The 19,616-nt window shown below is 42.5% G+C and carries 17 protein-coding genes; 11 read left to right on the plus strand and 6 right to left on the minus strand.

The window, feature by feature from the left end:
• Nucleotides 1-20: 20 nt before the first annotated feature.
• The 3 genes from N480_RS06860 to N480_RS06870 all read right to left on the minus strand — a co-directional run bounded on the left by N480_RS06860 (nucleotide 21) and on the right by N480_RS06870 (nucleotide 5,314).
• Complete coding sequence (locus N480_RS06860; protein WP_231102233.1) at nucleotides 21-4,241, minus strand: DEAD/DEAH box helicase; 4,221 nt, start codon at nucleotides 4,239-4,241, stop codon at nucleotides 21-23.
• 75 nt (nucleotides 4,242-4,316) lie between these two features.
• Nucleotides 4,317-4,835, minus strand: a complete 519-nt coding sequence (locus N480_RS06865; protein WP_063371765.1) for a GNAT family N-acetyltransferase — start codon at nucleotides 4,833-4,835, stop codon at nucleotides 4,317-4,319.
• A gap of 62 nt (nucleotides 4,836-4,897) precedes the next feature.
• Nucleotides 4,898-5,314, minus strand: coding sequence for a hypothetical protein (locus N480_RS06870; protein ID WP_231102234.1), 417 nt, complete (start codon nucleotides 5,312-5,314; stop codon nucleotides 4,898-4,900).
• 116 nt (nucleotides 5,315-5,430) lie between these two features.
• Here N480_RS06870 and N480_RS06875 point away from each other — a divergent pair, with 116 nt between their 5' ends.
• Nucleotides 5,431-6,225, plus strand: coding sequence for a helix-turn-helix domain-containing protein (locus tag N480_RS06875; RefSeq protein WP_063371766.1), 795 nt, complete (start codon nucleotides 5,431-5,433; stop codon nucleotides 6,223-6,225).
• Between the two features lie 33 nt (nucleotides 6,226-6,258).
• Here the strand turns inward: N480_RS06875 and nfi are convergent, their stop codons facing one another.
• Both nfi and N480_RS06885 read right to left on the minus strand, forming a co-directional pair.
• Nucleotides 6,259-6,921, minus strand: a complete 663-nt coding sequence (gene nfi / locus N480_RS06880; RefSeq protein WP_063371767.1) for a deoxyribonuclease V — start codon at nucleotides 6,919-6,921, stop codon at nucleotides 6,259-6,261.
• A 174-nt stretch (nucleotides 6,922-7,095) separates the two neighbouring features.
• On the minus strand, nucleotides 7,096-8,238 hold the full coding sequence (locus tag N480_RS06885) for a porin (RefSeq protein WP_063371768.1): 1,143 nt from the start codon (nucleotides 8,236-8,238) through the stop codon (nucleotides 7,096-7,098).
• 84 nt (nucleotides 8,239-8,322) lie between these two features.
• Between N480_RS06885 and N480_RS06890 the strand changes: the two genes are divergently transcribed.
• From N480_RS06890 to N480_RS06930, 9 genes are all read left to right on the plus strand, one after another.
• Nucleotides 8,323-10,206: a methyl-accepting chemotaxis protein gene (locus N480_RS06890; RefSeq protein WP_063371769.1), complete on the plus strand. Its 1,884-nt coding sequence runs from the start codon at nucleotides 8,323-8,325 to the stop codon at nucleotides 10,204-10,206.
• 84 nt (nucleotides 10,207-10,290) lie between these two features.
• A complete protein-coding gene (locus N480_RS06895; protein ID WP_063371770.1) occupies nucleotides 10,291-10,743 on the plus strand; it encodes a YaiI/YqxD family protein in 453 nt (150 codons plus the stop codon).
• A 167-nt stretch (nucleotides 10,744-10,910) separates the two neighbouring features.
• A complete protein-coding gene (locus N480_RS06900; protein ID WP_063371771.1) occupies nucleotides 10,911-11,393 on the plus strand; it encodes a GNAT family N-acetyltransferase in 483 nt (160 codons plus the stop codon).
• 20 nt (nucleotides 11,394-11,413) lie between these two features.
• Nucleotides 11,414-11,887 carry a GNAT family N-acetyltransferase gene (locus N480_RS06905; protein WP_081225483.1) on the plus strand — a complete coding sequence of 158 codons (474 nt, stop codon included), beginning with the start codon at nucleotides 11,414-11,416 and terminating at the stop codon, nucleotides 11,885-11,887.
• Between the two features lie 10 nt (nucleotides 11,888-11,897).
• Nucleotides 11,898-12,317 carry a VOC family protein gene (locus N480_RS06910; protein WP_063371772.1) on the plus strand — a complete coding sequence of 140 codons (420 nt, stop codon included), beginning with the start codon at nucleotides 11,898-11,900 and terminating at the stop codon, nucleotides 12,315-12,317.
• Nucleotides 12,318-12,503: 186 nt separating this feature from the next.
• The gene (locus N480_RS06915; protein WP_063371773.1) at nucleotides 12,504-12,833 is read left to right on the plus strand and encodes a hypothetical protein; all 330 of its coding nucleotides are present in this window, start codon (nucleotides 12,504-12,506) and stop codon (nucleotides 12,831-12,833) included.
• Nucleotides 12,834-13,110: 277 nt separating this feature from the next.
• Complete coding sequence (locus N480_RS06920; RefSeq protein WP_155732774.1) at nucleotides 13,111-14,283, plus strand: efflux RND transporter periplasmic adaptor subunit; 1,173 nt, start codon at nucleotides 13,111-13,113, stop codon at nucleotides 14,281-14,283.
• A gap of 10 nt (nucleotides 14,284-14,293) precedes the next feature.
• Nucleotides 14,294-17,434, plus strand: a complete 3,141-nt coding sequence (locus N480_RS06925; RefSeq protein WP_063371774.1) for an efflux RND transporter permease subunit — start codon at nucleotides 14,294-14,296, stop codon at nucleotides 17,432-17,434.
• A gap of 63 nt (nucleotides 17,435-17,497) precedes the next feature.
• The gene (locus N480_RS06930) at nucleotides 17,498-17,803 is read left to right on the plus strand and encodes a DUF962 domain-containing protein (RefSeq protein ID WP_063371775.1); all 306 of its coding nucleotides are present in this window, start codon (nucleotides 17,498-17,500) and stop codon (nucleotides 17,801-17,803) included.
• A gap of 4 nt (nucleotides 17,804-17,807) precedes the next feature.
• On the opposite strand, the gene N480_RS06935 is transcribed toward N480_RS06930, so the two are convergent.
• Complete coding sequence (locus N480_RS06935; RefSeq protein WP_063371776.1) at nucleotides 17,808-18,734, minus strand: DMT family transporter; 927 nt, start codon at nucleotides 18,732-18,734, stop codon at nucleotides 17,808-17,810.
• Nucleotides 18,735-19,034: 300 nt separating this feature from the next.
• On the opposite strand from N480_RS06935, the gene N480_RS06940 reads away from it, so the two are divergent.
• On the plus strand, nucleotides 19,035-19,370 hold the full coding sequence (locus N480_RS06940; protein WP_063371777.1) for a hypothetical protein: 336 nt from the start codon (nucleotides 19,035-19,037) through the stop codon (nucleotides 19,368-19,370).
• The last annotated feature ends 246 nt before the right edge of the window (nucleotides 19,371-19,616 follow it).

Here is a 19,616-nt window from a genome sequence, read left to right on the forward strand (position 1 = left end):
ATGTGACGCAGTATGCTGATTTAGAGTGTGTCTTTCAGTAATTCTAATACCTCTTTCACAGACAGCTTTTGGGTTGTATCACTGCCAGACAACACTTGTTGTGCAAGGTCTCGCTTTTGGTTGTGCATGGCGAGAATTTTTTCTTCGATGGTGTTTGAAGCAATCATGCGATAAATGGTCACGGGTCGAGATTGCCCAATACGGTGCGCGCGGTCTGAGGCCTGCGCCTCGACTGCTGGGTTCCACCATGGATCCATATGTATAACATAGTCAGCGGCAGTCAAGTTTAGGCCTGAGCCACCAGCTTTAAGGCTAATCAAAAAGACTTCGCCTTCACCTTTTGCAAAGGCATTAACACTGTGTTGTCTTTGTTTGGCTGGGGTTGAGCCATCGAGATATTGGTAAGAGAACCCAATCTTGTCTAAATGTTGTTTAAGCAATTGTAAATGGCCAACAAACTGACTAAATATCAGCGCTTTATGACCATTATTACGAAGTTCAATCAATAACTCGTTGAGTTTTGCAAGTTTTGTACTCGTAAGCGACAGCTCTGGGGCAACTAGGTTTGGGTTGCAACATGCTTGTCTGAGCTTGGTGAGTTCAGCCAGCATCGTAAGATGCTGGGAACCTGCGTTTTCTTGTTCATTGGCTGTTGCAATATTGGCTATCGCATTTTGTCGCAACGCTTCATACAGAGTTTGTTCTTCATCACTCAGTTCAATATTGATATTAATTTCTGTACGTGGAGGAAGCTCTGTCAAAACCTGATGTTTCATTCTTCGTAGAATGAATGGTTGTAAAAGTGTTTTAAGATTTTGCTGCGCATACCGAGCTGCTATTGGTTTCTCTTCTCTATTTTCAATAGGTTGAATAAAGCGTTCTGTAAATCGTTTTAAATTACCAAGCAATCCAGGGTTTACAAAGCGAAACAAAGACCACAGCTCTGTCAAATTGTTTTCAATAGGCGTACCTGTGGTGATCATTTTAAATCTTCCTTTCAAAGCACACGCAGCCTGTGCCCGCTTGGACAATGGGTTTTTAATTGCCTGTGCTTCGTCAGCAATGATAGTTTGCCAGTCAATGGGTTTTAAGATTTTGAGGTCTTGAACTAATAAGCCATAACTTACGACCAACACATCATTCGCACCCAGTTCGTTTAGTAAGGCTTCTCTGGGTTCACCCGCTTTAAAGTGCGCTAAGGTGTGCAGCCGTAAGGTGGGGGCAAACTTAGTGGCCTCTTGCTGCCAGTTAAAGCAAACGGAGGTTGGGGCAATAATCAAACTCGGGCCTCTAGTTGCTTTTGCTAATAACACAGCCAAAGATTGTAAGGTTTTGCCCAACCCCATATCATCAGCAAGACATGCTCCAGCTCCCCAATGTGCCAAGCGCATCGCCCAATCATAGCCAGCTTGTTGGTATTCTCGTAATGTGGCTTGGAGGTCTTGCGGCAAGTCGATTTGCAATGTATTTGCTTCTTGCATTAACTGAGATTGCTGCTCCCAAGCATGTAATGTTTTCATTCTCATCCCGGTTGCGGCCTCCTTTACAAGTGGGCTCGCCAAAGGATGAAACTTGCCTTGCTCAGTACCTTGGTTTAACTTGATGAGCTTATCATGTAGTGATTGGGACAGGGCAACAACCTGCTGTGAGTCCAGCTCAATAAAGCGACCATGACTCTGCTCAACAAGCTTTAGCAGCTCTTTTAACTCGATAACTTGTTTATCGTTTATCTTCAGTTCGCCATTAATATCGAACCATTGGTTTTTCTTAGCGATAGCAAGCTGTAAGTGGTGCGCTTGCAAAGATTGCGTTAATTGTATTTTCTGACCTTTGGGCCAGCGTAGTTTAAAGGCCAATGGTGGCTCAGCTTTGATAGCTTGCTCCAGTTGCTCTAAAGCATTCAACGCGTCTTGTAAATCAGCGATACTCAATTGATTATCGGCCATTGCCAAAAAGGCGGGGCACTGCTCATCCAGTTTGTCGAGTAGCTCTTGCTCTGCCGCTAAGTCTCGTTTAGTGGCAATTCGTTTACCGTCAATTTCTGCGCTGATGCTGGCATTACCCACTGCTGGATGAAAAGCAGGACCCTTATCTCCAAATGGCATGCTCAAGCAGTGAAAAGACAAGCCTTGCTGGTAGGGGCTAACATTGATCACAAGTTGCGCCTGTGCCTCTACACTTTCTAAACCAATTTCAATATCACTTACCTCTGACTGAATGTTCATTAATGGTGCAATTGCTTGAATGCTGGCCATTAACTTTGCTTTTGCACTTGCAGGGATGAGCAGTCCATTTTCTGAGATGATATTGGCAATTTTTAGGTGTGACTTATTAAAGTGTGTAAATACACACTTACTACTTGATTCAAACCTAAAGCTATATACAGCCTGACGGCTTTTAAAATCATCAGGTAAATCTAGAAGTGTCAAATACAGTTGCGCACCGCGTTCAGATATGGCTAATTGTGCGGGAAGCTCAATCACTTCAAGTGGCTCTTGCATATCGTAAGCGTGATACACATTGGGGGCTTGCATCGCTGCATTAAGTGCTTGTACACCTTCTAATTTGTAATCTGTGCCTTCCCAATGCCTATGAGGCTCTATCGCGTCTATGATTGCTAAATCAGTATTGGTTAGATAGCCCAACTTCGCGTGGTCTGTATGAAGCTCTTCAAGGGTTATTGTCTTCCCTTTGCTCCATCCTGAGGGCATGCGTTTTTGCACTTTCGCACTAAATAGGGCACGCCCTTGGTGTTCTTCTAAAATCCAGATGAGTTGATGAGTGCTGGATTGTTCGTGCTCATTGCTATCAACCGGCTTTGTCGGAGCCAAGGCAAGTAACTTGTCTAATGCCAAGTCCCACTCAGACTGCTGCTGGATCAGTCTGGAAAAGTCGACCTTTAAGCTTTGCTCAAGTTGAAATGACCGCGCATGTGCGAGCAGCTGTAAAGCGATGTTTTCTAACAAATACAGCTTTGATGCTCGATAGAAGGTCGTACATCGCTCTAATATAGATAATTGCTCATCAGTAAGTGTGTGCTTACACCAGTGCAGTGAGAGTACGGTGAGCAGTTGGCTGCTGTAGTAGTCAAAAGGCCTATTTTGCAAGTCTTTCTCGTGCTCTTTCAGCTGGGGAATAAACGGGGCACTATTGGACAATGATTCGGCAAGGCACTCAAAAATTTGGCCGATATGGTAATTGGTCTTAGTCCCTTTTTTGTCAGATAGTTGATTACTCGCGAGCTGCATTACTTGGTCACAATGGTCATTTTGAACATTCGCGGTCGCAAGCAGGGAAATCATATGTAGCCACCCAAATAGCCCATTTAAGTATGGGTGTTTCTTTTTGGAGTACTTTTGTTGTGCTTGAAGTGCCGCATTGAACTGAGTATTTGCTGCCGCTAACTGTGCATCAAACAACAACGCTGTTGCTTTTAGTTGCAGCGCATAACTGGATATATCGCTTGGTTTTACACTGTCTTTGGCGTGCTCCAGCTGGCCTTGTAATAATAGGTGTTCAGCGAGCAAGAGTCTAAGGTTTTGGTTTTTAGGCTTTTCATTGCTTGCAAGATACAGAAGGTTAGTAACGACGCTGAGATCTGCACCGAGTTGTACTTGGGTTGCCGTTAATGTTGCAAAAGCCTGATATTGCATATCATCAGGCAGCTCTACAAAGGTGTCTAACTGAAATGGGAAAAAAGCAAATTGAACCAAAGCATCGTTGTTTTGCAAATCGAGTATCTGCGGGTTTTTGTTAAATCCCATTCTTGCTTTCGCTTTTGGAAACTGCCCTAACCACAAAAAATCCCGTGTAAGACGGTTTTCGTCTTCGGGATCTCTTTCCCATTCATAGGCGTTAAGAACTGGAATATACTCTTCAGCACATTTTAAAATAGGCAATAAACGTCCGAGCTTTTGCGCATGCTGTGTAACAAGGTTTGCGACCAATGGGTTGATCTGGATATTCAGTTGGTCACAATACGCCAAGTGGTTTTGTTCTAGTGTGACCGCGAGCTCAGAGCTCAAAGCTGACATCGGTCGACCGGGCTCTATTACCCCTTGCTCAGTGAGCTTTTTTAATATTTGTTTTATTTTAATTGTAGAGGTGGACTTGAATATTACCGCCAGTACTTGCACTAAAGCTTGGTAATCTGAGTCTAGGGTCAAATAATCAGCATAGAGCCTTTCTATGTTACTGTGGGTGTGCGATGTGAGCGTAAGAGGGCGATTAATAGAGTGCAAGATTATTCCTAGGTCTGCAATTTGACGCTGGCAAATTACCAAATGCATTGGCTCGTCACAAGTATTGTATGCGTTTTAAAGGTTGAGCGTGTAAAAAGTATTTTGTTGGGGGCCATTACTCACTAGCTGGAAATTGCACTTTTCTAACGTGCGAACGGACCCTAAATTATTCGGGTCAACCCCAGCATATACGGTCTTTACTAATGAGTGGGTGCGAAGATATGTCAAACACCCGCAGAGTAGCTCTGTGCCATACCCTTGATGCCAATATTGCGCATTGATTAAATAGCCAATATGGGCGATTGATTGCTCTAAGTGAACGATAAATAATCCGAGTGGTACATTTTGCAATTCGAGCGACTCATGTTCCATCGCCCCTGTTGGCAGAGCCAAATATATCTCGCAATCAATAAGTTTGTTACTAAGCCAATCAAAAGCGTGCTTTGCAGCAGGGCAAATTTGCCAGTCTGCAGGTAAAAAGGCTGCGGTATCTGGGGTTAAAATCCCAGTAATGACAGCGGCGTTATGTGGGTTGGTCATAAGTGACTGACAGCTATACAAATCTAAGCGCGCTGTCTGAAGGAGTGGTTTCATTGTTTATTACTCGTTCGGGCGACCTATCTGGGCGCCCTCAATTAGGTGAACTGCTATTAACCTTAGCTACTTTTTTCCATCTGAGCTTGTTTAAATGCCATTACTTTTTGATGTCCAGTTAGGGCGGGCCCTGAAATAGCTTTAAGTAACAAACTCCCAAATAAAATGAGCAAAGCACCAACTAGCGCATCTAAAAACCACGCTAGTGGTAAGGCTACAGGGCCCAAATAGGCTGGCATCATCTCGGCTGAGAGGAGTGTATATTGCCCGGTGAGTAGATGAAGTATCAATGCCACCCAAAACCCAAAGCAGTATGGACAATGCCAAGCATCATACAAGTAGGCGAAGGGCTTGGGCAGGTGTGCAATTAAGGTATTAAACCAAGTTCCCCAGTCAGGCAACTTATCCCAAATTAAGACGTGCAGTGATAGTCCCATTAGAACAATGGAAAAGTTAATATTCAGCGCTGTATCTACCATCGCTTTATCCTCAAATCTGCTTTTTTTAATGTAGGCTTATTCTATGTTAATATTTATGCGCTAATAACTGGCGTTTTTTATTTAAAATCGGCTTATTTTAAGGTTGTGAGAAGTGTATGCATACTTTAGCGGTTGGAGAGGAGTATATAAGTGTCCTTACGGAGCAAAAGCATGGTACCCATAGTGAATGTGTCCTGACTTTTTTGGTTTCGGGCTCGTTGGATATTGCGCATCGGCGGGATTTTAAAGTGTCAGAAGGCATGTTTAGTGTAGTGCCACCAGGTGTTCCACACTCATTAATTAAAGGGCTGGATCTACATGTATTGTGGTTAAGTTTCTGCCCTGATTGCTTAGATCTGACAAACAGCGAGTTAATGGCTCCCTTTGAAAATGTCAAACAGGGGGCGTTGCCAGCTTTCAATACAGAGCTAAGTAGACGCGAATTTATTAAAGTCTTATTTTACGAGTTAATGGCAGGGAATAAGCAGGGCTTTAGCTTGGATGTGCAGCGAAGCTTTGTTGTACTTTTGCTTAATGAATTGAACAGAGCCGGTCAAAGCGACCTTCATCACACGCGCTATAACGAGAAAGTCATCAAAGCGATGACCTATATACAGGCTAATTATTTACAACCTATTGGGCTTAAACAAGTGAGTGATGCCGTACATGTCAGTGCGCCTTATTTAGCGGCTCTATTTAAAAAAGAAACGGAGTTTACCGTGGGACAGTGGATTACGCAGAAACGGTTATCTCAAGCATGTTCGCAATTACTGCATACGTCCTTGCCAATAAGTCAATTAGCTGAGCAGTTAGGGTGGAGTGATACAACCCACTTCATACGTCAATTTAAAAAACATCTCGGCCAGACGCCAGCGGCTTGGCGTCGAAGCTGTGAATCAGAAGACAAATAACTGAGGCGCCGCTTTTGCTACTGGCAAATGAAGTTAAAGTGCTTTTAAACACCGGTTGACGAGTTGATCTGCTTGTCTGGTAGTTTCTGGCAAGCGATATTTGGGTGTGAGTTTGTTTACCCAATCTACAGCGGTTGTAAGACTGATCTTATGACCAATAGAAACAAATACGGGTTTAATCCCGTTTTGAGTTCTCAGTACCTTTCCTATGCACTGCTGATTATCAATTAAATCATTGCTGGCGCCTTTGAACTCCGGTGGTGGCATATATTCGCCAAGCAGTTTTGTTTTTCCGCAGCCAATGGTCGGTATATCTAGAAGTACGCCCAAATGAGAAGCCATGCCACATCTTTTCGGGTGAGCAATGCCTTGGCCATCACATACAATGAGATCTGGTAAGGTGGTGAGCTTTTCTATGGCGCTAAGTAATGGCGGTACTTCACGAAAAGAAAAGAGCCCAGGAACATATGGGAAACTAATCGGCTCTATAGCTGTTTGTGATTCCACGACTTCAAATGTTGCGGCATCTAGTACCACGACAGCAGCAACAACTTTATTTTTTGCTTCATCGTAGGCGACATCGACACCAGCGATGTAGTTTACTGTTTCAAAGTCATCGGTTGTTATGACTTGCTCTGCTAGCCGTTGTTGCAAGTGATGGGCTTGCTCTGGAGTTTGAGGGTGAATATATTCCATTTTGTTTAGACAACTCAAAGTACTTACATGAGTGATCTATTTGGGAACAGAACTTATATTTCAAGTGCGATGATAAAAAGAAAAGTTATGCTGATAGAGGTTACAGGCTGATACTTAAAATAGGTGCTTGGTCGAAGCTTGCTGTTGCTAACTTCGCCAAGGCACCACGCACGTCTAATATTTTATAGATGTTCTAAAATCGTACCTAAAGCCAACAGACAGCGAATCGAAATCCTGATCATTGGCGTAAGACTTAGTTAAATATTCAAAATGCACACGCAGCGGTGGGGCTGGTAGCCACTCAAAAGTGATATTAAAACCATCAAAGCTCTGATTGTTCGGGTCACTGTCGTCAAATCCATCATCAAAATCAAAGTAACCTGTTTTTAGTTTGTAGTGCTTCCCGAGCTTATATGCAAACGATAAATCAAACGTGGAGCCGTCTCTATCTGCAATATTGTGACGCTCATAGGTTTTATCTTGGTACGCTACTGCCGCATATAACTTGTCGGTGAAGTCATAGGCAAAAGCGGCTGCCCATATCGCGTTTTCTCCTAAATGAGTTTGTTGGTCGTACACTTCATTCATTTGGTATGTAACCGCAGCGTGTAAGCCGTCTTTATCGTAGCTCAGGCCCATGTTAAACAAGTCGTTATTGTTATCATTGTTAGCACCGTCAAATTGCCCCACTGCGACAAACGTGAGTGGACCGCTATCAATACGATAGCTAATTAAGTTATCGACAAAAAAGATACTTTCAGGGTCATAAGCATAAGGGCTATTTGCATGATTAAAAATATCAACATATTCGGCGATAAATAAATATTGCGCAGGGCGTTGTTTCCCTATCCCAAAGCGACCGATTGGTGTCACTAGTGCGGTATAAGCGCGTCTAGAACGACCAAATTCACCGGTGTTCTGCACGTCTATACTCCATTCACCATGTAGTTCAGCGGCCCAATCGTCATTGAATCTATGAGTTGCCTTTACGCCAGCATGGGACAGCGCATCTCGCACGTCATATTGGTCCTCGCCTCTGTCCTCGATCCGGCCGAAAGTGGGGCGCATTGTCGCATACACATCAACTGTGTGCGTGTGCGCCTCTGAACTTGTCATTTTTTTGTCTTTCTTTTGGGCCTTTGGTTTCTCTTTTGGAGGTGGTTGCTGTAAAAATCGTCGCTTAAGATCTGCAAGCTGCGCTTCTAGCGCCTTGATATCTTCCATGGTGACGGGACTATTTTCTGAGGCAGCAATGCAGGGGGATACCAAAGAAGATGAGAGCAAAACAACAAGGAGAGAGCGAGTCGCTGTTTTCATAGTCTTTAAACCAATTAGTTGCGATAAAGCGAATTATAGACAACACTTTGCGGTGTTGACTGATTTTTTTTCTGGCGAATAACTATGAAGATTAGAACCAAGTTTTCAGTCGCTTCTGCGCTGGTGGTATTTCTCATTATCCTAGTGATCAGTGGCACTACCTATTGGTTTATCAACGACTCCATGAAACAAAAAACAGCTGCATATGTAGCTGATACAACTAAGCTTTTAGCAATTGGTATTGATAATTGGCTATCAAAAAAAGCGTCGCAAGTTCATGTGGTCAAAACGCAATTGGATGCAGACTTTAGTACAGAAAAATTTCAAACGGCATTGAACACACCGTTTTTCAAAGAGTCGTTTTTATTGGCCTTTGGTACTGTAGAAGATGAAACTGGATTGAGGTCAAACAATCCCAATCGACAAAACCCGCCTGGTGTGGACTTTCGCCAGAGACCTTGGTATTCGCTAGCCCGTCAGCAAGGTAAAACCGTTTTTACCAGCCCCTATATTGATGCCGCAACAGGAGAGCTTTTGCTTTCAGTGGTTTCTCCAATTAACTACAAAGGCACATTTAGAGGGGTGATAGGGGGTGATCTAAGCTTGGACACTATTGCGAGCAGCATTAATGCGGTTGATTTTGACCACACGGGATTTGCTTTTTTGGTAGATAGAGAAGGTAAAATTATTTCTCATCAGCAGACCGAACTCAATGGCAAAACTCTCAAAGACATCGCACCAAACCTGTCGTTATCCCAAACTAAAACGATCCTAGAGGTGGAGGTGGGTGGCGATGATAAAATCATGTATTACTACCCTTTGGATGATCAATACGGAAACGCATGGTACTTAGCCGTGATGCTCGATAAAACCAAAGTATATGAAGCACTCAATAGCTTGACCCTAAATACATTTATCATTGCTATCATGGCGATTGTATTAGGCTCTTTGAGTATTCGAGCATTGGCAATTCATCTTTTGAAACCACTTAAAGAGCTGGAGGCAGCGATAACAAATATCGCCTCGGGAAGCGGTGACTTAACGCAAAGGCTAACAATCAAAAATGACGACGAATGCGGTAAAGTTGCGAGGCAATTCAACGTATTTTTAGCGTCTTTACACCAGTTAGTCACCCAAGTTAAACAAGGTACAGATATTGTTGTTTCAAGCAGTGAAGCGGCAAGAGAGCTGTCGACCCAATCAAGCTCTAGATTGCAAGAGCAAGTAGGGCTGGTTGAAAGCCTAGCGACAGCGATGCATGAAATGAGCACCACCTCTAGCGAAATTGCGGGCAGTGCACAAAATGCGGCAAGTTCTATAACTACCGTAAACGATAAAACAAGAGACGGACAACAAGTATTTTTGGAGACTAAAAACGAAATTTCGGCTTTATCTGAAGAAATCAATGAATCACATGCAATGAGCACACAGCTCGCTGAATATAGCCATAGCATCGAAAATATTTTGTCTGTGATTAATGGTATTGCAGAGCAAACAAACCTTTTGGCTTTGAACGCGGCTATTGAAGCCGCAAGGGCTGGGGAGCAAGGTCGTGGGTTTGCAGTAGTCGCCGATGAAGTTAGGTCTTTGGCAACCAAAACCCAAGAGTCGACCACTGAGATTAAAAGCATGATTGAACAAATTCAGGTTTCTTCAAATCAAGTGCAAAATGCGATGGGAGCCAGTCGGGAAAAAACGTTACTTTGTGTTGAGCAAACAGAACAGGCAACGCAAATGCTCAATGAAATATCAGAATCTGTAAAAGACATCATGGATCGCAATATCCAGATAGCGACCGCGATTGAAGAGCAAAGTGTGGTCATTGAAGAGATCAATAAGAATACTGCGAATATAAATGACATCAGTGTTGAAGTAGACAACTTCTCTAGTCAGCAATATCAGGCGAGTCAAGAGCTGGCTGAGCAATCACACCAACAAGAAACATTGTTATCTAAATTCACTTTATGATGTATTGCTCTGCTATATGCAGATGAGATAAATGTGCGTATTATGCCCGTAGTCAACTGCCCCAGCGATTAAGAGGAGAGAGGAATGGCTATTTGGGTTGATGCTGATGCGTGCCCTGTTGTGATCAGAGAGATTTTGTTTCGTGCTGCGGTAAGAACGCAAGTGACCGTGACCCTTGTTGCTAATCAATACTTAAAAACTCCTGCATCCCCCTATATCTGTAAATTACAAGTAAGCGCTGGCTTTGATGTCGCTGACAATGAAATTGTTAAACGTGTGAATGCAGGTGATTTAGTCATCACAAGTGATATTCCACTCGCTGCTGAAGTGATAGAGAAAGGTGGTTTAGCTCTTAGCAGTCGCGGAGAAATGTACACAACTGAAAATATACGCGCGCGCCTAAACATGCGGGATTTTATGGATACATTGAGAAGTAGTGGTGTACAAACTGGGGGGCCTCCTCCACTCAGCCAAAGTGAGAAACAGCAATTTGCTAACTGCCTTGATAGGTGGTTGCAACAACACAAAGCCAAATAAAACCATCAGGTCTCGACCAACCTGTATAGCGGTACAGGTTGGTTGTCGTCATTTTCGTTCTTTTATCGTCTCAAACTTGCTATTTCATTGATCTTATGCACATTATCTCTATCACAAAAGTTTTGGTTACATCACCAATGAATGTCTTTGATATGGAGTAAATCGATATGATCAGAGCGATGACTAGGCAAGATTTTGTTGCTTTTTGGCCCGTGTTTAAAGAGGTAATTGTACAACAAGAGACATATGCATTTGATCCGCAAATGGATGAAGAAAGTGCCTATCAACTTTGGTGTGAGCAGCCGCTAAAGAGCTTTGTGTACGTAGAAGATGATAAAGTGCTTGGTAGCTATTATCTTAAAGCGAACGCAATGGGACCAAGTGATCATATAAGCAATTGCGGATATATGATATCTCCTCAAGCGAGAGGTAAGGGGTTGGCGAGAAAGTTATGTGAACATTCTCAAAAGCAAGCATTGGAACTTGGCTTTCGTGCAATGCAATTCAATTCAGTGGTATCGAGTAATGAAGTCGCTGTGTCTCTATGGAAAAAACTGGGGTTCGATATTATCGGCACAATCCCAAAAGCATACCGGCACCCAAAGCTTGGTTTAGTAGATAGCTATATTATGTATAAATGGTTGGAGTAACCAACTTAGGAAACAGTTAAATGAACAAGGATTTGGCATTTTATTATCTAGCAGACAAACCTCAATATCTCACGACAATTGCCTCTTGGTATTTCAAGCAGTGGTGCGAACACAGTGGCCGCTACTCGTTGCAAGAAGTGAAGCAAAAGCTTGAAAAAGCACTAAATCAACACTGTTTACCAATGAGTGTTATTGCTTTGAGAGGCGATGAGTTAGTGGGTGTTGCAGAGCTAAAGTTTCATGAAATGGACGCATATTTGGAATTTGAGCACTGGCTTGGAGGTGTTTTTGTGTCGCCTTCAGCCAGAGGTGAGAACATTGCTAAACATTTAGTTATACACCTTATTGATCAAGCTAAGCGCTTAGACATTAAAGCTCTTTACTTGCAAACGGAATCTTTAGGTGGTGGTTTATATCGCAAACTAGGGTTTGAACCACTTTTTATAACTGACTCGAAAGGTGTTCGAGTACTTGTTATGAAAAAAGAGCTGTGAGTGGAGATAAATGATCACAGGCCTCAACCATATCACACTTTCGGTAACGGACTTATTACGTTCCATTGAGTTTTATCAATGCTTGGGCGCAACATTGCATGTGAGTTGGCAGCAAGGTGCTTACTTATCATTTGGAGAGCTATGGTTATGTCTCCACCTACATCGAAATCCAAATAGTTGTTTCAATACGCACAGTGATTATACTCATTTTGCTTTGAACATCGAAGCGAAGGACTTTTCGGAGTATCTAGCTAAAGTAGAGAAGCTAAACATCCAATATTGGCAGCAAAACACCAGCGAAGGAGACTCGATGTATATTCTTGATCCAGATCGGCACAAGCTAGAAGTACATGTTGGGTCACTGCAAAGCCGACTTGAAAGTTTAAAAGCGAACCCCTACAAAGGGTTAACTTGGCACCTTGGTAAATAGCGAGTTAAAAAGCTCAGTTTATTTATTGTTATTTTTGCAGTATATTTAGGTAATATTATTTTATAACAAAGGTTTACAGTGTTTTTATCTCTCTTTAAATTGACTTTTCTTGCAGTGCTGTTTATATTATCGACGCTTCATTTATAGTACTAAGGTGTTAGGTTGATATTCAGGATAGTAGTTTACGTGATACTTATGATGGTGATTGCATTGCAGTCAGTGTCTTCGGTTGCGTCGCTTTTTGAGTTACACCAAGTTGATGCAATGCATCTGCAATCCAATCACGCACATCAACACGACGAACAAGTCACAACAACCGTGAAATTGGATGAGCATGGCCATGCTATACAAGATTGCCACCACTGTGGGCACTGCACTGGCAGCCACACTTCGTGGGTCAATACAGATGGTGTGAACAATACCACTTTTAACACTTCGAATCCGATCTTTTGTGTGCCAGACAGGCAGGTACGCAAGCGCATAGAATCAACATTTAGACCTCCAATTTACTCTTAATTTCCACGAATTTGGTTACTCACTGTTGGCGATTTATTCTGATCGGCCTTTTTAGAGTAACTGCATAGATTGATTTAGTTGGGGTTAAATCCAGATCTAAACTGGTTACGCATACCGACTAAATTGGGTATAGCGCGGCTGGATGGCCGTGCCAATTTGTCATGTTTCTAAACCGCTCATCAAACGAAGTGCACACGTTAATGAGGCATGACTAATCCCGCAAGAGCGCAACCATAATTTTATGTAAATGTGTTTTTGCGGGAAAGTGGAGTTATAAATGATGAATGTCAAATTTAAACGTACGCTCGCATTCTTTATCTTTGTTATTAATTTACACAGTACAAATACGATGGCTGTTAGTGATGATCACACCCATGAAATCAAGTCATCAGATAAGCCTCATTCAGAAAGTGAAGTGCATAGCCATGCACATGATGAACCGCAAACAATTGAGTTAAGCCAAGTGCAGCGCGCCATGGTCGGCATTGAAGTCGAGCAGGTGATGCCGAGACACTATGAGCAAGTTTACTACGCGCCTGCGGAGGTCAAAGCAAATGGTTACACCAGTTACATAGTCGCCCCTAGGACTGAGTCTGTTGTAATGAGCCGCCATGCGGTATTGGGAGAAAAGGTGAGTCAGGGTCGCAAGCTGGTCACTTTGTTCAGTCATGAAATGGCGCAAGCACAGGCTGACTACTTGTTAGCTAAAAGTGACTGGGAAAGAACAGAATTGTTAGCTCGAGAGGCTGTGAGCGATAGCCAACGAGTTGCAGCTAAAACGAAGTTTGATGCAGCTTATGGACAGCTCGTGGCGCTGGGTTTGAATAGTTTGGCAATTCAAAAGTTGCACTCATTTACACGGGAAACTCTAGGTCAATATACATTAGTCGCGGAGCAAGCAGGTGTTGTATTAAAAGATGAGTTCTCTCAAGGGCAGCGCATTTCAGCGGGAAGCGAGTTAATGTTATTAGCGGATGAGCGCACCCTTTGGGTTGAGGCCAAGTTACCGGCGAGCGCAGATCTTGAACCTGATCAAATTGTCAAAGCTGTTGTTTCAATTAACAATCGAGAATATGTTGCCCAAGTTATTCAGCAAACACACACCATTGATAAACAAACTCGGACCAAGGTAATGCGACTCTCTGTAGAGAATCCAGAGGACTCTTTGCATGCTGGAATGTTTGTGGAAGTGAGTTTTTACGTAATATCAGGACGCAAAGAAATGATTGTGCCAGAGTCTGCGGTGATGCGAGACCCAGATCAAAACTGGGTTGTTTTTGCGGAGCAGTCAAATAAAACATTTTTACCTTTACCGATAAAATTAGGGAAGCAGTTAGGAGACAAGCGCATTGTCTATGGACTTCCTGTTGGAAGTCGTGTTGCGGTTAAAGGTGCATTCTTTATTGCTTCAGAGTCTGCTAAAAGTGGCTTTGATCCACATAATCACTAGGAGTAGAACAATGTTAAATAACGTGATTTTGTGGGCTGTTCACAATAGGCTCTTGGTTCTGATAATGACTGTACTGATGATGATTGCCAGTGCAACCGCTATTCAAAAACTGAATTTGGACGCTTTTCCTGATGTTACAAATGTTCAAGTGGCCGTCAATACAGAAGCCCCGGGCCTCGCGGCGGAAGAAGTCGAACAACTGATCACATACCCGATCGAAGCAGCCATGTATGCTTTGCCTGACGTTGAACAAGTCAGATCGATATCAAAAACAGGGCTCTCTGGGGTGATAGTGGCGTTTAAAGATGGTATCGACATTTACTTTGCCAGACAGTTAGTTTTTGAGCGTTTACAAGAGGCTAAAGCACAGATCCCATCAGGGGTGGGCTCCCCAACGATGGGGCCAAACACGTCGGGGCTTGGGCAGGTTTTCCAATACTTATTGGTTTCTGAATCTGAGTCTGGATATGACCAAATGGCTTTGAGAAGCTTAAATGACTGGTTAGTGAAGCTGTTATTGATGCCAATTGATGGTGTAACTGATGTTTTGTCCTTTGGTGGTGAAGTACGACAGTACCAAGTGAACTTAAATCCAAGAAAATTATTAGCTTATGGCTTGCACCAAACAGATATTCACACGGCATTGGCAAACAACAACATCAATGCTGGTGGATGGTACCTAGATAGAGGGCAAGAGCAACTGATAATTAGAGGAGCAGGTTGGTATGCCAGTGGCAGCCAAGGATTGGAGCAGATTGCGCAGGTACCAGTTAAAGTAGTAAATGGTACCGTTATTAAAATTTCTGATGTTGCTGATGTTCAGTTTGGCGCAGAGGTTCGCCAAGGCGCAGTTACGATGACAACACGTGGTGAGAACGAAGAAGTCCATTCAATGGGTGAAGTCGTATCGGGCATCGTTTTAAAGAGATTAGGGGCAAATACGAAGGAAACCATTGATGAAATTCAAAAACGGCTGCAATACATAGAGCAAGCTTTACCGGCTGGAGTGACATTGGTGCCGTTTTATAATCAAGCAGAGTTGGTTAATCAAGCTGTAAATACGGTTGTCAAAGCCTTGGGAATGGCGTTTATTTTTATAACGGTGGTGCTGACCTTGTTTTTACTGAACATTAGAGCAACAATACTGGTACTTATTTCTATTCCCCTATCAATCGGGCTGGCCATGATGACAATGGTTTGGCTGGGTATTTCTGCAAACCTAATGTCCCTAGGCGGCGTTGCCATTGCGATAGGTATGCTGGTAGATAGTTCGGTTGTAATGACCGAGAACATTGTCAAAAAACTTGGCCAACGCGCTTATAAGGTGCAAACGAAGGAAACGCCACTGGCTAAGGTAATTATTGAAGCTGCACAAGAAGTGGCGAGATCGATATTGTTTGCATCACTGATCATTTTAATCGTCTTTATGCCACTGTTTAGTTTTGAAGGTGTAGAAGCCAAAATGTTTGAGCCAATGGCTATGAGCATTATGTTGGCTATCATATTTGCGTTAATGGTTGCTGTGGTTGTGGTGCCTGCGTTAGCGGGCATATTGTATCAAAAAGGCCTCCACCCTAAAGAAAACAAAGCCTTAAATCGCCTAGAGACACTATATCGGGCTGCCCTATCACGAGTAATTAACCACAAAGCAAGATTACTTTTTGGCTTAAGTGCACTTGTTATATTCAGTAGTTATCTCGCGTCTAAAGTTGGCACTGAATTTATTCCAGAGCTTGAAGAAGGCACTATCAATTTGCGAGTGACGCTAGCATCATCTGCCAGTTTAAACACCGCTTTAGAAGTAGCCCCGAAGTTGGAAGAAAAGCTCCTTGAATTTCCTGAAGTTACCTATGCGCTAAGCAGAATAGGGCGTGCGGAAATTGGAGGTGACCCGGAACCCGTGAATAATATTGAGATCTATATTGGCTTAAAGCCTATAGAGCAATGGCAAACAGCACAGAGCCGCAAAGAATTGCAAATGTTGATGAAAGAGCGGCTTGGTATGTTTCCAGGTATTCTGCTCAATTTTTCACAGCCAATAGCAACACGCGTAGATGAATTATTGTCGGGTGTAAAAGCGCAATTGGCTATCAAATTATTTGGTCCCAACCTCGATGTACTGGCAACAAAGGGAGCGGAGATTGAACAAGTTATTCGAGCGATACCAGGTACTTCCGATGTGGCAATGGAGCAAATAGCAGGAGAAGCGCAGCTACTTGTTACTCCTGATAGGCAAGCGTTATCGAGATATGGACTCTCAGTTGCAGACGTGATGTCTTTAGTTGCTGATGGGATAGGTGGACAAAACAGTGGGCAAGTCGTGAATGGCAACGAACGTTATGATATCAATATTCGTATTGAACCGAGGTTTCGTAGCAGTCCTGCTGTTATTGAAGCGTTAACCATACTTTCTCCCAGTGGTGAATGGGTCCGGTTAGGTGATGTGGCAAATATTACATTAAGTACAGGAGCACCACAGATCAGAAGAGATGATGTACAAAGGCGAGTTGTCATTCAAGCAAATGTTGTTGGCAAAGATATGGGTAGCGTAGTTACCAGGATACAAGAGCAAGTAAACTCTGAAGTTGACTTGCCTGCAGGATACACGTTTGTTGTAGGTGGTCAGTATGAAAGTCAGCAGCGAGCACAACAACGCCTCGCAATCATCGTTCCTTTGTCTATTTTACTTATCGGGTTATTACTTTTTTTGGCTTTTAAGTCTGTTAGGCAGTCTATTTTGATATTAATAAATATTCCGCTTGCAGTCGTGGGTGGTGTAATTGGCCTGTATTTGTCAGGTCTGTACTTATCGGTTGCGAGTGCGGTTGGGTTTATAACATTGTTTGGTGTCGCCATATTAAATGGTGTAGTAATGATTGAGAGTATTAACGCTCGTAATGCTTTAAATAGCATCCATGACGCGGTACTAGACGGGGCTGCCTCTCGATTAAGGCCCGTATTAATGACGGCGTTGACATCCACATTAGGTCTATTACCCATGTTGTTGTCTGAAGGTGTCGGATCTGAGTTACAAAAGCCCATTGCAATTGTCGTTGCCTGCGGCTTAATAAGTTCTACAGTACTTACTTTATTTGTACTGCCAAGCTTTTATCCATTTTTTACGAAAAATGCGGTTCGTGGCAACGCCTAAATATTCTAGACTGTATGTAAAGCTCAATATTGGGCTTTACATTTACTTCGATAGGCAACGGTTATGAAGCAAGAGTTTAATAATTTTGCAGAGTTTTATCAGTTTTACCTTGAAGAACACAGTAATAGGTACTGTCGGAGAATGCATTTTATTGGGTCTACATTGGTGGTAGCAGTGTTACTTTTGAGTTTAATTACTCAACACTGGTGGCTTTTAATTTTATTACCGATACTTGGCTATGGATTTGCGTGGCTGGGACACTTTATTTACGAGGGAAATAAACCCGCCACCTTTACTTACCCATTGTATAGTTTGATTGCGGATTGGGTGATGTTTAAGGATATCATCACCCGAAAGGTCTCTATATAGCCCCTTATTCAGATTTAGGTTTTGCTGGTTGATTGAGTAAGTACACTGCGCACAAAGCAAATGCACCTCCTAAAGAAACGACTAAGCTGAGTTGTTCCCCAAAATACCAAACAGATAGACCCATTGCTGTTACAGGCACAATGAAAATAAACGAGCTAGAGCGGTTTGCCCCTAATTTTTGTGTGGCAAGGAAGAAAATACTTGTTGCAATACTGACCACGACAGTAGATAGGTAAAGCATGTGATACCAGTATGTACTTGAATAGCTGGTAATATTAGCCAGAGGGTCAAAGTCATACGCAAAAACATAGCTGATGATAGTCGCCCATAAATACATCAGCGTGCTAAACGTAAGGAAGTCTGAGAATTTAGTTCCTTGCTTGCTTATTAAAGTTAACGCTGCCCAAGTAATCGATGCGAGTAAGAAAAATGCATTTCCAGATGCAAAAATCTCAGTGTAGTCGAATCGCCACACTTCAATCATCAACAGCCCACCTACTAAACCAAATACTAGACCTAGGATTTGTTTAGAAGATAAGGTCATACGAAACAAAATAAAACTCAGTATGAAGGTAAACACAGGGTTTGTTGTTGTAACTAGCATCCCGCCTTTACCGGGTAGCCCGTCTAGTAATCCCATAAAAAAGAATTGGTTATACATTGCCATCAAAGCACCGGCGGGCAGGGACCAAATTATGGCTTGATAAGTACATCGTAGCGAGATTAGCCTAAATTTATGCATTAGATACAAAGTGGGCAGCATACTAACTACTGCAAGGGCAATACGATAAAATACCGTTACCTGTGAGGGGGCCATATCGGCAATAATTTTACCTGATATCCAACTCGATCCCCAAACTAGCATTGCGCTAATCAATGCAATAATGATGGATGTTTCCCTTGATGAGGCTGCTACGGTGGTCGTTGTCATTTTTTCCCTTTATTAGAATGTAGTTATTTGAAAGGTTAGATATGAAGGCTCTTTAATAGCTGCTTTCGCATTATATTGACTGTGTATGATAGGCCCGTGTCGATTGTACAAACTTTGTCACTTTGGTTGAAGTTAATTTTATGTCACTTCAGTAAGTTTATTTTGAATTAAGCCAATCAATGAAAGTTCGCGTAATTTGATTATGGATTATTACACAACTTACTGTAATGCCCCGTAATTGCTTTTAATCTGAATATCCCTATAGTTTGCACATAGATTATTCAGAACGAGGGAATCGCAATGTCTGCAAAAGTTACGGTGACATTTATCAATAAAACGGATAAGCCAATGTTCGCTTTTTTATTGCATGAAAAGCAGATTGTTGCACTTACTTTAACTCAAATATTTCCTGGTTCAGCTTACCGCTTGAATGAAGAGGTAATGAACTTGGAAAATCTATCTGTTGGGTTTGGTCAAACTTGGTCTCGCGCTGACTTGGAGATGCAATTGGAGATTAAACGTGGGATCACTGACTTTAATGTTGCTTTGGATAGCAGTGGTGCGATGGAAATTATTACCAATGGTGAGACTAAATTGAAAAGAAAGCACTACTTCTATGGTGAGTCATTTTGCTGAGCTGGTGGTGCTTTTGTACGGCAGCTCGCATTCAAATGGCATATTTATGGAGAGGGGCTATCTAATAAGTCTTGGTGACATATTTGCATTGTCCAATACAAGTTGTAATTACGTATCCTGAAACCGCCTTTTATCTCACTTAGCACAAGCATAAGACTGTCCAACAGTTATTTTCTAAACACTAATTAATAAATAGTTGAAAAAACACTTGACCCTATTTTAGAACTCCCTATAATGCGCACCCAC

This window comes from Pseudoalteromonas luteoviolacea S2607 (assembly GCF_001625575.1).
Lineage (GTDB): Bacteria > Pseudomonadota > Gammaproteobacteria > Enterobacterales > Alteromonadaceae > Pseudoalteromonas > Pseudoalteromonas luteoviolacea_E.

What these genes read in the sequence shown, in the direction of transcription:
- N480_RS06890 (WP_063371769.1), top strand. Translation starts at nt 8,323, where the DNA reads ATGAAGATTAGAACCAAGTTTTCAGTCGCTTCTGCGCTGGTGGTATTT.
- N480_RS06940 (WP_063371777.1), top strand. Translation starts at nt 19,035, where the DNA reads ATGTCTGCAAAAGTTACGGTGACATTTATCAATAAAACGGATAAGCCA.
- N480_RS06930 (WP_063371775.1), top strand. Translation starts at nt 17,498, where the DNA reads ATGAAGCAAGAGTTTAATAATTTTGCAGAGTTTTATCAGTTTTACCTT.
- N480_RS06935 (WP_063371776.1), bottom strand. Translation starts at nt 18,734, where the DNA reads ATGACAACGACCACCGTAGCAGCCTCATCAAGGGAAACATCCATCATT.
- N480_RS06870 (WP_231102234.1), bottom strand. Translation starts at nt 5,314, where the DNA reads ATGGTAGATACAGCGCTGAATATTAACTTTTCCATTGTTCTAATGGGA.
- N480_RS06875 (WP_063371766.1), top strand. Translation starts at nt 5,431, where the DNA reads ATGCATACTTTAGCGGTTGGAGAGGAGTATATAAGTGTCCTTACGGAG.
- N480_RS06885 (WP_063371768.1), bottom strand. Translation starts at nt 8,238, where the DNA reads ATGAAAACAGCGACTCGCTCTCTCCTTGTTGTTTTGCTCTCATCTTCT.
- N480_RS06925 (WP_063371774.1), top strand. Translation starts at nt 14,294, where the DNA reads ATGTTAAATAACGTGATTTTGTGGGCTGTTCACAATAGGCTCTTGGTT.
- N480_RS06900 (WP_063371771.1), top strand. Translation starts at nt 10,911, where the DNA reads ATGATCAGAGCGATGACTAGGCAAGATTTTGTTGCTTTTTGGCCCGTG.
- N480_RS06905 (WP_081225483.1), top strand. Translation starts at nt 11,414, where the DNA reads ATGAACAAGGATTTGGCATTTTATTATCTAGCAGACAAACCTCAATAT.
- nfi (WP_063371767.1), bottom strand. Translation starts at nt 6,921, where the DNA reads ATGGAATATATTCACCCTCAAACTCCAGAGCAAGCCCATCACTTGCAA.
- N480_RS06865 (WP_063371765.1), bottom strand. Translation starts at nt 4,835, where the DNA reads ATGAAACCACTCCTTCAGACAGCGCGCTTAGATTTGTATAGCTGTCAG.
- N480_RS06895 (WP_063371770.1), top strand. Translation starts at nt 10,291, where the DNA reads ATGGCTATTTGGGTTGATGCTGATGCGTGCCCTGTTGTGATCAGAGAG.
- N480_RS06920 (WP_155732774.1), top strand. Translation starts at nt 13,111, where the DNA reads ATGATGAATGTCAAATTTAAACGTACGCTCGCATTCTTTATCTTTGTT.
- N480_RS06910 (WP_063371772.1), top strand. Translation starts at nt 11,898, where the DNA reads ATGATCACAGGCCTCAACCATATCACACTTTCGGTAACGGACTTATTA.